Source organism: Streptococcus sp. SV2, assembly GCF_030440175.1.
GTDB classification, from domain to species: Bacteria; Bacillota; Bacilli; order Lactobacillales; family Streptococcaceae; genus Streptococcus; species Streptococcus raffinosi.
Window position 1 is genome coordinate 1 of the sequence record NZ_JAQFJQ010000008.1, and the last position, 12,894, is coordinate 12,894.

Genomic DNA, 12,894 nt, shown 5'->3' on the forward strand with positions numbered 1-12,894 from the left:
AAAGGTCTTTGTCTCTCTTAAGACAACTCCTATATTCTAGCAAATCTAGAATATCTTGTCAACACTTTTTGAAAAGTTTTTTCCAAACTTCCTCGTGTCTCTGCTTCATCCTCCGATGTAGCCTATTTATATTATCATCTCTTGCTTACCTTGTCAATAACTTTTTATCATTTTAAAGGGTATTTAAAAAAACATTCAGTTTACACCTTCCTTAGCAGCTTCCTTATTTATTTTTATTAAATTAAATAAGAAAACAGTACATTGCTGTACTGTTAGATAGTAAATTTAAAAATTTCTATTATTTGCATTATAACCATATTTTTCAATGAAATCTTGACGAAACTCAAGTAAATTGTCATCAATAATAGCTTGACGTACTTTCGCCATCAAATTCACCAAGAAGTAGAGATTATGATAACTTGTCAAACGAATTCCAAATGTCTCATCTGCCTTCAGTAGGTGTCTCACATAAGCACGTGTATAGTTCTTACATGTGTAACAATCACACTCAGGATCTATAGGGCTAAAATCTTCTGCGTATGCCGCATTTTTAACTACAAGACGTCCTTGACTAGTCATACAAGTTCCGTTTCGAGCGATTCTTGTAGGAAGAACACAATCATACATATCAACACCACGGATTACACCATCAATCAAACTATCTGGTGCACCCACTCCCATGAGATAACGTGGTTTATTCTCAGGAAGTAAAGGTACAGTAAAGTCTAGAACTGCATTCATCTCTTCATGAGTTTCTCCTACTGCAAGACCACCAATAGAGTACCCTGGAAAATCCATGGAAACCAAATCATGCGCAGATTGTCTACGAAGGTCTTCGAAACCAGCTCCTTGTACAATACCAAAGAGCCCTTGATCATATGGACGGCGATGCGCCTTTAGTCCACGCTCTGCCCAACGACTTGTACGTTCAATTGATTTTTTAACATAATCGTATGGTTGGTAAAATTGAGGACATTCATCAAAGCTCATCATAATATCTGAGCCCAGATTATTTTGAATAGAGATGGCTTTCTCAGGAGATAGGAACATCTTACTTCCATTAAGGTGATTTTTAAATGTCACCCCTTCTTCTGAAATGTTTCGTTTTTCTGCTAGTGAATAAACTTGGAAACCACCACTATCTGTAAGAATAGCTTGGTCCCAATTCATAAATTTATGGAGTCCACCAGCTTTAGCAACCAGCTCATCACCAGGTCTGAGCCATAAATGATAGGTATTTGCTAAAATAATTCCTGACCCCATCTGTTTTAATTCTTCAGGAGATTGCGTTTTTACTGTAGCCTGAGTACCTACAGGCATAAACATCGGCGTTGGAAAAGATCCGTGAGGGGTGATAATTTCCCCTAGACGTGCCCCTGTGTGTTTTTCTTTCTTTATAAGACGATATTTAATAGGAAAATCAGTCATTTATACTCCTTACGTTAGGAAAAACAGTCCTAAGTATTATTTTGTAAGTGGTCATTATCCACAACCGCTTTAGTTTACCAAAATTTATAGGAATTGTCAGCTTCAATTTCTCAAAACGGCTATTCTAAAATCTAAAATATCTAAGCTTTAGGTAAACAAAAAGCAACAGTCTCGAGCACTGTTGCTTTCAATAATGTCTTAGGCTGAAAGAACTTTACGTCCTTTACGACGACGAGCTGCAAGAACACGACGTCCGTTCTTAGTTGACATACGGTGACGGAATCCGTGTTTACGTTGACGACGGATTTTACTTGGTTGATAAGTACGTTTCACGTTGAATACCTCCTGATAGATTTTCGTATTCGTTTAGCCGGCTATTTTTGATCAGATACTAAACATACCATACTATTTTATAGCAATAGCGTGTTCTTGTCAAGAAATACTTTAGACAATAATTTCATCATATCGTAAAAAACAAACACTAGAACTTAAAAGAGCGACCTAGTCATTTCTACCGGTGCTAAAAGTCTCGATGATGCCATTACTTCATTCATTTAAAGATTTTGAGTCAATTTTGCGATTTTTTGGAGTTGTTCCTTTCGCTCATGGTCCGTCATATACTCAACACGTGTAATCTGAGTGACTTTAACTGCTTTAAAACCACAAGGTTTTAGGATTTGAAATTTCAAAACTTTGGAGTAGTCTTGTGCAAAAGGAAGGAAAATCCTCGGTGTATTGTGTGTAGTGATAATCCAGGTCTTGCCAGCAAGCCTACCTTTCAAACCACGTGGGGTATTATCATAAGCAAAACCAGCAACAAATACACGTTCAATAAATCCTTTTAAGATAGCTGGCATCCCACTCCACCAAGTTGGAAAAATAAAGATTAACTGATCTGCCCAAACTAACAAGTCTCGATAGTGTTTCATAGCTACATCATTCGCCAGGTCTCTTCTCCTATGTGTAGCATCAAAACGTAAAACAGGGTCGAACTGCCCTTTATACAAATCTAAAATCCTTAACTCATGTTTAGGCGATAAATTTTCTTTAACAGTCTCTAGTATAGAAGCATTGTAGCTCTTGTCGTTTGGATGTGCATAAATCATTAAGATCTTCATTGCTTAGCTCCTTTAATATAAATATCAAGCATAGTTCTTACAGTTTCTTGAACAGTAGTCTCTGTAAAATTATCAGCAATGGGACTTCTTGCTAGCATAGCCAAACCAGTGATAAAACTCCAAAAATGCATCAAAACTTCTGCATCACTACCTGAAAGTTTCTCCTTGTTTTTTAATTCCAGAGCTGTATTTTTAAAATATTCAAATCCTTGTAAGTGGGAATTGACAGAAATACTTTCTTGAGAAAATTCCATATAGTTAAAGGGAAACTTGATAAACAAGGCCTCAAAGATATTCGTTTCTTGTTGAGCAAATCTTACAAAGTTACAACCCATTAATACCAGTCGATTTCTTGCGTTGAGAGAAGATGCAATCCCTTGAGTCATATTTTTCAAAAAGATCTCCGATAAGTGCTCCAAAACAACTTTCATATAGGTATCTTTATTGTCAAAGTGCTTATAGGGAGCTCCATGAGTAACGCCACATTTTTGGGCAATTGTACGCATAGATAATTGGTCAATCCCCTTTATCCTTATTTCCTCAATTCCGGTTTTAATTAGCTTCTCCTTCAATTCAGCAGTATTACGTTTCATTTTCGACTCCTATTTACAATTAAGTAGACTCTGACTACTTTTTAACCAAAGTATACACTGTATACTTTGGTTTGTCAAAAAAAAGCTAGCCTTTAAACCAGACTAGCTTCTATCAGTAATACATACTATTCTAATTATACTTTTGTTACAACCACGTATCGATTGGGATCGTCACCTTCTGAGTGACTTTCAACACCTTCAATTTGAGATATAGCCTTGTGGATAATTTTTCGTTCACTATTCGTCATCGGATCCATCACATATTCTCGACCTGTTTCTTTTACTTTAGCTGCTGTTTTTTCAGCTAAATCAATCAAAGTCTCCGTACGTTGCTCCAAATAGTCTCGAACATTAAGAACAACACTAAATCGTTTAGAATGATGGTCATGCAAATAATTTTGTGCCAAAAGTTGCAATGATTTAAGGACTTTACCGTGATAACCTATAACACGACCAGGTTGGTCCGTCTCAATCTGAATAATGATATTACGACGATTGTGACTGACCTCTAAACTAGCATCAACATCCATTTCATAGATGATTTTTTCAAGATAAGATAAAACGTCGTCCGCAGCCACTTGAACATCCTCTAAATTGTTTTCAGAAGTTTCTTCTGAACTAAACTCAGATGCTACAAAAGAGCTGAAATCATCTTCTGAAGTTTCTGTAGCTTGAATTTGAGTAACCGATTCCTGTTCAGATTCTAGAGAGGATACCACTGAATCCGATACACTTTCTTCTAATGACTGGCGCTTAATAGCTAGAGGAATAACTGTTGCCTTAGATGGCTCCTGTTTTTTCTCCGATGGCTTTTCATCAAAAATCTCTACAGGAGTTGCTTCCTCCTCAATTTCCTCTTCCATTTCCTTGCTATCCACAAGATCGGCAAGCCTTGTCACTTTACTGAAAGTATTCGTTTCTTCTGTCGGGCTTGTGATAGCCTTATTTTGATAATTGACACTATCGGCAAAATCTTTTACGGTATTATCTTGGTCTGCTTCATACGCTGATTGTTCATTTATTGGTTCAATGCTAACTCGAGCAGGTTTCTTTCCAAATCCTAGAAAGCCTTTTTTCTCACGAGAAATCACCTTGATGTGGGCCTTCATACGAGGTAACTTAAGAACTTTCAAACCTTTTTCAATAGCTTGTTCAACTGTTCGTCCAGAATAGACAACCATAAAAAGCCTCCTTACTTACGTTTGTGCGCCTTTTTCTTGGCACGACGAATCTTAGCTTTACGTTCTTTTTCTTCCGCTTCCAAACGATTACGTTCAGCAATAATTTTAAATGGATTATTGAAAACCAAAATCTGAACAACTTGGAAGGCATTTGAGACTGCCCAATAAAGTGCTACCCCTGAAGAAATCTGCGTTCCAAACCAGAAAATAAAGACTGGAAGCAAGATATTCATAACAAGTAACATCGAACTACGTTCTTTAGCTGCTTTATTCGTCAACCAAGTTGAAAGGAAGGTGAATGCAGCTGCCAAAATCGGAAGAATAAAGTAGGGGTCTTTCTGACCAAGGTCTACCCAGAGGAAGGTTCCTTCTCGTAACTCAGGTACACGTGTAAGTGCACCGTAAAGAGCCATCAAAATAGGAAACTGAATCAGGAGAGGAACGAAGCTGGCATAGGGATTAACACCATGCTCTTTGTAGAGTTCTTGCTGTGCATTAGCAAGAGCTTCACGATTTTCACTTCCTGGATACTCACCCTGTAATCGTCGTAACTCTGGCTGTAGTTCTTGCAATTCACGACTTGACTTAATTTGGCGATTATACAATGGAATCATAACCGCACGAATCAAAATCGTAAAGATAATAATCCCTAGTCCAATAGAGCCGCCAATTGAAAGTCCTTGAACAGCCTTACCAAACATTAGAATGAAGCGTTCCCAAAGTCCTGTAGACTGGCTTGTGACATCACTGCGTCCACAAGCTGATAAAGCCAAGAGAGCTCCTGCTCCTAAAACAAATAAATTAAGTTTTCTTTTCACTAAAAACTCCTTTTACATGACAAAGAATTGTCTTATCTCCGTCTACTAGGATGATAGCATCAACAAAAATTTGTCCTGATGAATCGTACCATGACGGTGAAAGATAATTTTCTAGTCCTTATATAACTTTGCTATTTTTAAGACATGAACGAGATTGCTGTAAATTTCTTGATAGCTTAAGTCCTCGACACCTTTACGAGCAATAACGACAAAATCTTGATGTGCTAATTGAGATGACATGTCCATTAGTGCATGTCGTAGACGACGTTTTACCCGATTTCGGGTAACTGCATTACCAAGACGCTTGCTAACTGACAAACCTACGCGATAATGGAGTAAATCACGATTCAGACAGTAGACAACAAATTTTCGGTTGGCAACACTGTGCCCTGCATCAAATAATGCTTTAAAGTCTTTCTCTTTCTTAATACGATAAGATTTTTTCAAAATACGACTCCAAACTCAAAATTAGTACTATTATACCATAAATAGCAAAAAAGCCCAAAACCTTATAGTTTGGGTCTTAGAGACTTATTTTTTAAGATTTAGCTGAGCTTCTTTGATTTGCCATTTAACTTGGTCGAAACCTGTTCCACCAAGAGAATGACGACGCTCAACAGCGGTATGAGACTTGAGTGTTTCATAGATATCTTCTTCAATTAAATCTGAGACTTCTTGATAACGTTCAAGAGGAACATCTTGGAGATAGTGTCCAGCTTTAGTACACTCAAGAACAAGTTTCCCTACAATCTCATGCGCCTCACGGAATGGAAGACCTTTAGCCGCAAGATAATCAGCCAACTCAGTAGCATTTGAAAAGTCTTTTTCTGTTGACTCTGCCATATGCTTATCGTTAACAGTCATAGTATTGAGCATACCTGCGAGAATATCAATGGCTACAGTAATCGTTTCTACTGTATCAAACATACCTTCCTTATCCTCTTGTAAGTCCTTATTATAGGCTAAAGGTAGTGACTTCATCACAGTCAATAATCCAATCAGATTACCGTAAACACGACCTGATTTCCCGCGGATAAGCTCTGCCATGTCTGGATTTTTCTTTTGAGGCATAATGGAAGAGCCTGTAGAGAACGTATCTGAAAGAGTGACAAACTTGAATTCATTAGAACACCAGCTAATGATTTCTTCACAAATACGTGTCATATGCATCATGAGAATACTTGAATTTGATAAGAATTCTAAAATGAAATCACGGTCAGAGACGGCATCTAGAGAATTACTATATGGTTTTGCAAATCCCATTAAATCAGATGTCATCTTCCGATCAATAGGGAAAGTTGTACCTGCCAAAGCTGCGGCACCAAGAGGCGATACATCTGTATGTTTGATATTAAATTCAAAACGTTCAGCATCACGTGTAAACATGTTGTAATAAGCCATCAAGTGATGACCGAAAGAAATTGGTTGTGCATGTTGTAAGTGAGTATAGCCGGGCATAATCGTATAGATATGTTTATCTGCTAGATTCACTAGAGTATTTCGTAAGTTATCAAGTTTCTCAATAACTTCAAAGAGCTTAACTTTAAGATACAGGTGCATGTCCGTTGCAACTTGGTCGTTACGAGAACGTGCTGTATGAAGTTTCCCTGCTACGGGCCCAATCTTAGCCGTCAATAGACTTTCCATATTCATATGAATATCTTCATTGGAAACATCAAACTCTAGTTTACCAGCCTTGTACTCCTTAAGTAACTCTTCCAAGCCTTGTTTAATTTGTAAAGACTCCTCTTTGGTAATAATTCCTGTCTCACCCAGCATGGTTACGTGAGCAATGGAACCTTTAAGATCGAACTCAGCCATTTTTTGGTCAAAGGAAATTGAAGCACCAAATTCTTCGACCCATTTTTCAAGACTAGCTTCGAACCGACCGCCCCACAGTTTATGATTTTCTGCCATAGTTATATGTTAAAGATTTCCCCAAAGGATAGGATAATCTCTTGTCCTTTCTTAATGCTTATAAAAAGTAATGACCTCTCAGGCCACAATAATTCAAATGAAAAAAGCTAGATATTTCTTGTCTAGCTTAAGTTGTCTCTCTGGACACTTGTTTTCCTAAAACCCGATCTCAGTCGTGGCTTATTTAGGCTCGTAACGCCTCTCAGAACGCCTTAACGATTGTAATATAAGTTATAAGAAAAGAGTACCAGATGCGGATCTCTGTCCACTTTTATCTGATATGAAGAATTGTCCTTCTAACAACCCACTTTTCTTATGAAGTCTTTCATTATTTGTCAAATGGATGATTAACTTGAGAATTTACCTGTGTTGGAAGTCCCCAGAGTTTGATAAATCCAACAGCAGAATCTTGATCAAAACTATCCGCAGATGTGTAAGTAGCCAAGTTTTCATCATATAGTGAATTATCTGACTTACGAGCAACTACCTGAGCATGACCTTTGTAAAGTTTCACTTTAGCAGTACCATTAACTACTTTTTGTGTTTCTTTGATGTAAGCAATGATGGCTTGAGTTGCTGGGCTAAACCACAAAGCATTATAGATAAGATTTGACAATTCATTTTCAAGGATTGGTTTGAAGTGAGAAACTTCACGTACCAAAGTCAAGTCCTCAATCTCCTTATGGGCAGTCAAGAGAGCAATGGCACCTGGGCACTCGTAAATTTCACGTGATTTGATACCAACAAGACGGTTCTCAACGTGGTCGATACGTCCAACACCATGTTTACCAGCGATAACATTCATTTCTTGGATAAGGTCCGCCAATTTCATTTCTTTACCATTAAGGGCAACTGGTTTACCTTCCTTAAAGGTTACATCAACAAATTCAGCTTCGTCTGGGGCAGACTCTGGTGAGTTTGTAATTCCAAAGGCTTCTTCTGGAGCTTGATTCCAAGGATTTTCAAGAACACCACATTCATTAGCACGTCCCCAAAGGTTTTGGTCCACTGAATAAGGATTATCGAGATTTGCAGGAACTGGAACACCATTAGCCTTAGCATATTCAATCTCTTCCTCACGAGACCATTTCCAATCACGTACTGGCGCTACTACTTTAAGGCTTGGATCAAGAGCTGCAATGGCAACTTCAAAACGAACTTGGTCATTACCTTTACCAGTACAACCGTGAGCAATGGTTGTAGCACCAGTCTTATGAGCGATTTCAACTAATTTTTTAGAAATAATTGGACGACTGAGCGCTGAAACCAAAGGATATTTTTGCTCATAATAAGCATGCGCTTGAAGGGCTGGGAGTACGTAATCTTCTGCAAATTCATCTTTAACATCTAGGACGTAAGATTCTATAGCTCCAACTGTAAGAGCTTTATCATGGATAAATTCAAGATCCTTACCTTCACCGACATCCATACAAACAGCGACAACATCGTAATCTTTTTTTAGCCAAGTAATAGCTACTGAGGTGTCAAGACCTCCGGAATAAGCAAGAATAACTTTCTCTTTTGACATAATATTTCTCTTTTCTTATATTTTCTTGTGGTTTCTATCTCTATCAACCTTACGAGATTTATTATATTGCATATTTATTCATTTGTCAACCATAATTTGTTATTTTTTTATATTTATTTTTATTTTTTTGCTTATTTTTATACTTTAAGCATATAAAATGTGTATTTATCAAATTTTATTCATTTATACACAATTACTTCTTAAAAAATAAAAAAACACTCTCAAATACTAGCTAGCTAGATCCAAAAGTGTTCTTAACTATTATTTCTTAAAATGCCGAAAGGCCTGTACAAAGTACAGACCTTTCGAACAACAGCATCATCGGTAGAGAACACAACAGCAATTTTAGATAGAATGAATGAGGGAAATTATTATGTTTAAGGGACTAACTTAAACCATACATTCTTCTTGCTCTCTAACCTTGATTACATTATAGCATGCAATCCTATAATGCATATCGCTATTTCCTAAAATGTCGGATTTCACTCATAGAATGTTATTTTTTATCCTAATCTGCAATAACTCCTTTAAAAACAAAAAAATAGCTTGATTTCTCAAGCTTTTTAATGTCTATAAAAAAGATATGTAATTGGACGAGCGGCCAATAAAAAATGGGGATTAGGAAAAAGTTATATAAAAGTACATTATTTATTTTCATAAAGTGTATGTAGATTTCAATAAGATTGACGATGTCTCATTTCCGAATCACATATCTTGATTATATAATAACTCTTTTCAATTTAATTGTCTATACGATTTCATAGAATGTCGTTTTTTCATCCTGAACTGTATTTTTTTAGACTTATTCTTAAAAATTTACAAAAATAACTCACTAAAAGACATCTATTTAGTATTTTTAGCAAAATGGATACATATATAGCAACTAACTATCAAAAATAATTGCGAGCAATATTAGGACTAAAAGACAGCTTTCATAGTCATCATTAATAGTCCTTAACTTCTGACCACTTCTTCAGTAAAGCTTTCATTTTTAGGCGAGAAACTGGGCAGGAATCACCATTTTCAAAATAAATCATCAACTGAGTCTTATCAATACGAGCAATATTATCCAAATTAACTAAAAAGGAACGGTGACACGAAAAGAGCTTTTTATTCGCAGAAGTGATATCTCCAAGGTTAGCATAAAACTCTAAGCGTTCTGTTTTAGTAATTAACATCACCTTATGAGGTGTCACAGCAGTTGCAAAATAATAAATATCTCGCATAGGAACCTGAATCCGAGACTGAGCCGTTTCAAATACAAAAATGTCACCATCATCCAACTCTCCAACTTTTTGATTCACAAAAGTTAGCGTTTGTTTCAATTGCTGCTTGAACTCCGCATTAGAAACAGTCTTATCAATAAAATCTAGTGCGGAAACCTTGTATTTAAAACTAATCGGGGCAAATTCCGAGTGAGTCGTTACAAATATAATAACCGCATTGGCATCTTGTTGACGAATTTCCGAAGCGACCTCAAGCCCCTTCTTTCGCTCACCATCAATATCAATATCTAAAAGAAAGACCTGATGATTACCTTTCTCGTTAATACTGGCTAATAATTTATGTGGTTTCGAAAAAACTTCTAGTTTTCGTACTGAGAACGTGCCCTCTGAAACCAATTCTCTGATGATATCACTAATGCGTGTTTGTTGCATTAAATCATCTTCTAAAATATATATATTCATATTAGGGTCTCATTTCTAGTATTTGCATCATTTTATGATTTTGACTACGGACAGATAGGGATGTGTTGGGGTAACGCTCCAAAATATCTTGAACAGCATTTACACCTATACCACCACTGTTAAGATTTTGAGAAGTCATCATTGAAAGAGGAGCTTGTTCATCTGATATCGCACTTTCAACAATAAAGCTCTGGCAATCTTCCTCATCAAAATAGGCTAAGCTAATAAAGCCATCATTAACTTTACGAGCACCATCAATAGCATTGTCCATGAGGTGACCCAAAATAACGGCTAAATCTAAGTCTGTTAGATAGCTGTGAACGACTGGGTCAGGAATTTCTGCATGAATATTAAGCCTATACATCTGGGCTTCATGATATTTTGATGAAAGCAAGCTGTGAATACTTGGATTCTGAATATTTTCTAAATCTGTGACCTGAGTTGAGAAGCTATATTGATCTCTATTCACATACAGGTCAACTAGATCTTTTTTGTAGGAGCGAATATCTCCAGTTCTTTCAATATCTCGCAGGTTATTTAGAAGGTAATTATAGTTTGAACGAACAAACATCAAATCCCTATATAAACCTTCTACCCTAGCATTTTCTCGTTTCAAATCATCAAGATAGTTAGCTTGCTTCATGGTCAAATCTTGCTCAATCTTTTCCTTAGCAAACTGGTTAACAGCTCCCAAAACGAAAAGAAGAAGGTAAAGATAACCCATTACCAGCGGTAGCCGCAAGTTACTTTCAAGGTGTAACTCTGGGAAATAAGAATCAAATGTTGATACCAAAAAGATAACCAAATAATAAATCAAAAGAAGCATGTTAACCAATCCCAGACGATTTTTCTTCTCTTGTTGGGTAGCTACCTTCAAGATATCTGTGAAATCAAGACGCAAAATGAAGTCTACAATTCTGACTGTCAACACGACAAAGGAAAGTGGTACCATAGACCACCAAATATTATTATTCAAAGTTGACGCCGCTACGCCAATTATCGGTGGAAAAAAGAAAGTAGCCAAGAAGCGCCTTGCTAAATCGACTAGTACCACTGGATAGAAACCTAAAAAGAATTGCTCTACAGAAGTAACCGTCTTATTTAGTTGGTAACTAAACGTCAAAGTCACAATGGAGACTAAAGGAGGCACTACACCTAGATAGCGTCCAATAAGTTGTCCCCAAATACATAAGGCAACATCGAATAACAAATAGAGCACGCGATTTTTGAGATTAGTGTTTTGACCACCAATACGTAGATAGATATCCCAAATAATGACAAACATCAAAATTTGGAACACGATGTTACCTAGCATAGCTACTTCCGTCCTTTCTATCTTTATAGTCCTACCGTAACAATTTGATAGGTTTTAAATAATTCTTTTTTGTTAGTTAAACCAATACCATTTGACCAGCAAAACTGCGCTAAATCACGACTAATCGCTAACCTACCATCAAGTTCTGGAGTAGCTTCCTGGTTAGTATTTTCAATAACAAAGCAGAGATTACCGTCCTCATTCTGTTGGATAAGGAAACCAATATCTGTCTCTGGCTCCTCCACACAAAGCTTTTCAGCCAGGTTAATACAGCGTTCCAAGACAGTAATAAGCACCGCAATATTTAAATGTTTAGGATAATCAACAACGTTGACATCTAACCGAACCATAATTCCCTTTTGCTCCAAAGGAATAATTTGGTTAACAATCCAACTCCTTAATTCTGGATAAGGAATTTCAAACAGAGGAGCTAATTTATCATTTAAATCCAAGTCATCCAATCTAAGATGATTCAAATGTTCATGATATACTGCTAAAACTTCTGATAGCTGATTCTTCGCAAGAGGTGTCTCGAGAGCTATCAAAAGATTCTCAAAATCTTGTTGAGTAGGTTTTACTTTTGTAAAAAGAGCCTCAATGTGTTGATTATACACTTTTAAGTTGTAAACATAAGTATCAACAGCTTCTTGGCTACGCTCCCTAACAAATTTATGTGAATAGCGGTTTAGCGTTGTCACCATTAAGAGATAGACCGCCATAGCAAAGAAAATAGGTTTTCCAACATTACCACCAGTTGACATCAGAAAAGTACTGCAAAAAATATACACTGCAAAGGTCAAATCAACTGCTATCAATAAACGTTCTCGACCACGTGAATAAATTAATTCCTTGACCTTATCAATATCTGAACTTGAAAGATAATTGATATAAAGGAAGAAGGGATAAATCATCACATAAGATAGTAATTCCAGTAAGAAGTTTTCTTGGATTTCACCCAAAGTCATATTTACAAACAGATTATTGAAAACATAGAAGGGTGTAAAGGTTGCAAATAAATCTGTAAAAATGACTGAGAAGGCTCCAAAAAAAAGACTTGCCCATAATGTCAGGCGGTGTTTGCGACGTTCCTTAAGAGCCAACCCTAGAAAAATAATCACTTGATAATAGAAGCCATCACCTTTACCAAGTGATACTATTATCCCTAAAAGACTTAAGAGAAGTACTTTCCAATAAGCTAGTGAGCTCCCTGTTAATTTTTTATAAATAAACCAGGTAATATGAAAACTAATGATCTGAATAAGACTATTTTCAAGAGTTACCATAGTCCAAAGCTGTAAGTTCATGATA

12 protein-coding genes are annotated in these 12,894 nt (G+C 36.5%); all 12 read right to left on the reverse strand.

Features of this window, described 5'->3' with window-relative positions; all coding sequences use genetic code 11:
- Positions 1 to 285: 285 nt before the first annotated feature.
- The gene (tgt, locus tag PCY14_RS05880) at positions 286 to 1,428 is read right to left on the reverse strand and encodes a tRNA guanosine(34) transglycosylase Tgt (protein ID WP_002888730.1); all 1,143 of its coding nucleotides are present in this window, start codon (positions 1,426 to 1,428) and stop codon (positions 286 to 288) included.
- A gap of 198 nt (positions 1,429 to 1,626) precedes the next feature.
- Entirely contained in the window at positions 1,627 to 1,761 is a 135-nt protein-coding gene (rpmH, locus tag PCY14_RS05885) for a 50S ribosomal protein L34 (RefSeq protein WP_002885866.1), read from the reverse strand.
- 221 nt (positions 1,762 to 1,982) lie between these two features.
- Positions 1,983 to 2,546 carry an NAD(P)H-dependent oxidoreductase gene (locus PCY14_RS05890; RefSeq protein ID WP_301363248.1) on the reverse strand — a complete coding sequence of 188 codons (564 nt, stop codon included), beginning with the start codon at positions 2,544 to 2,546 and terminating at the stop codon, positions 1,983 to 1,985.
- Positions 2,543 to 3,139, reverse strand: a complete 597-nt coding sequence (locus tag PCY14_RS05895; RefSeq protein ID WP_021146525.1) for a TetR/AcrR family transcriptional regulator — start codon at positions 3,137 to 3,139, stop codon at positions 2,543 to 2,545. The genes PCY14_RS05890 and PCY14_RS05895 overlap by 4 nt, the downstream gene beginning before the upstream one ends.
- A 134-nt stretch (positions 3,140 to 3,273) precedes the next feature.
- Complete coding sequence (gene jag / locus PCY14_RS05900) at positions 3,274 to 4,320, reverse strand: RNA-binding cell elongation regulator Jag/EloR (RefSeq protein WP_301363249.1); 1,047 nt, start codon at positions 4,318 to 4,320, stop codon at positions 3,274 to 3,276.
- An 11-nt stretch (positions 4,321 to 4,331) separates the two neighbouring features.
- On the reverse strand, positions 4,332 to 5,138 hold the full coding sequence (locus PCY14_RS05905) for a YidC/Oxa1 family membrane protein insertase (RefSeq protein ID WP_002888724.1): 807 nt from the start codon (positions 5,136 to 5,138) through the stop codon (positions 4,332 to 4,334).
- Positions 5,139 to 5,249: 111 nt separating this feature from the next.
- A complete protein-coding gene (rnpA, locus tag PCY14_RS05910) occupies positions 5,250 to 5,585 on the reverse strand; it encodes a ribonuclease P protein component (RefSeq protein WP_021146527.1) in 336 nt (111 codons plus the stop codon).
- An 84-nt stretch (positions 5,586 to 5,669) separates the two neighbouring features.
- Entirely contained in the window at positions 5,670 to 7,055 is a 1,386-nt protein-coding gene (gene argH, locus PCY14_RS05915; RefSeq protein ID WP_021152603.1) for an argininosuccinate lyase, read from the reverse strand.
- A 328-nt stretch (positions 7,056 to 7,383) separates the two neighbouring features.
- Positions 7,384 to 8,583: an argininosuccinate synthase gene (locus tag PCY14_RS05920; RefSeq protein ID WP_008536190.1), complete on the reverse strand. Its 1,200-nt coding sequence runs from the start codon at positions 8,581 to 8,583 to the stop codon at positions 7,384 to 7,386.
- A gap of 944 nt (positions 8,584 to 9,527) precedes the next feature.
- Positions 9,528 to 10,271: a LytTR family DNA-binding domain-containing protein gene (locus PCY14_RS05925; RefSeq protein ID WP_008536189.1), complete on the reverse strand. Its 744-nt coding sequence runs from the start codon at positions 10,269 to 10,271 to the stop codon at positions 9,528 to 9,530.
- Between the two features lies 1 nt (position 10,272).
- Positions 10,273 to 11,586 carry a GHKL domain-containing protein gene (locus PCY14_RS05930; RefSeq protein ID WP_301363250.1) on the reverse strand — a complete coding sequence of 438 codons (1,314 nt, stop codon included), beginning with the start codon at positions 11,584 to 11,586 and terminating at the stop codon, positions 10,273 to 10,275.
- Between the two features lie 23 nt (positions 11,587 to 11,609).
- Positions 11,610 to 12,890, reverse strand: coding sequence for a hypothetical protein (locus PCY14_RS05935; protein WP_021152605.1), 1,281 nt, complete (start codon positions 12,888 to 12,890; stop codon positions 11,610 to 11,612).
- Positions 12,891 to 12,894 lie beyond the last annotated feature (4 nt).

Excerpts from the sequence above, each read along its gene's own strand:
- PCY14_RS05925 (WP_008536189.1), bottom strand. The coding sequence starts at position 10,271 with ATGAATATATATATTTTAGAAGATGATTTAATGCAACAAACACGCATT.
- argH (WP_021152603.1), bottom strand. The coding sequence starts at position 7,055 with ATGGCAGAAAATCATAAACTGTGGGGCGGTCGGTTCGAAGCTAGTCTT.
- PCY14_RS05890 (WP_301363248.1), bottom strand. The coding sequence starts at position 2,546 with ATGAAGATCTTAATGATTTATGCACATCCAAACGACAAGAGCTACAAT.
- PCY14_RS05935 (WP_021152605.1), bottom strand. The coding sequence starts at position 12,890 with ATGAACTTACAGCTTTGGACTATGGTAACTCTTGAAAATAGTCTTATT.
- PCY14_RS05920 (WP_008536190.1), bottom strand. The coding sequence starts at position 8,583 with ATGTCAAAAGAGAAAGTTATTCTTGCTTATTCCGGAGGTCTTGACACC.
- PCY14_RS05895 (WP_021146525.1), bottom strand. The coding sequence starts at position 3,139 with ATGAAACGTAATACTGCTGAATTGAAGGAGAAGCTAATTAAAACCGGA.
- jag (WP_301363249.1), bottom strand. The coding sequence starts at position 4,320 with ATGGTTGTCTATTCTGGACGAACAGTTGAACAAGCTATTGAAAAAGGT.
- PCY14_RS05930 (WP_301363250.1), bottom strand. The coding sequence starts at position 11,586 with ATGCTAGGTAACATCGTGTTCCAAATTTTGATGTTTGTCATTATTTGG.
- tgt (WP_002888730.1), bottom strand. The coding sequence starts at position 1,428 with ATGACTGATTTTCCTATTAAATATCGTCTTATAAAGAAAGAAAAACAC.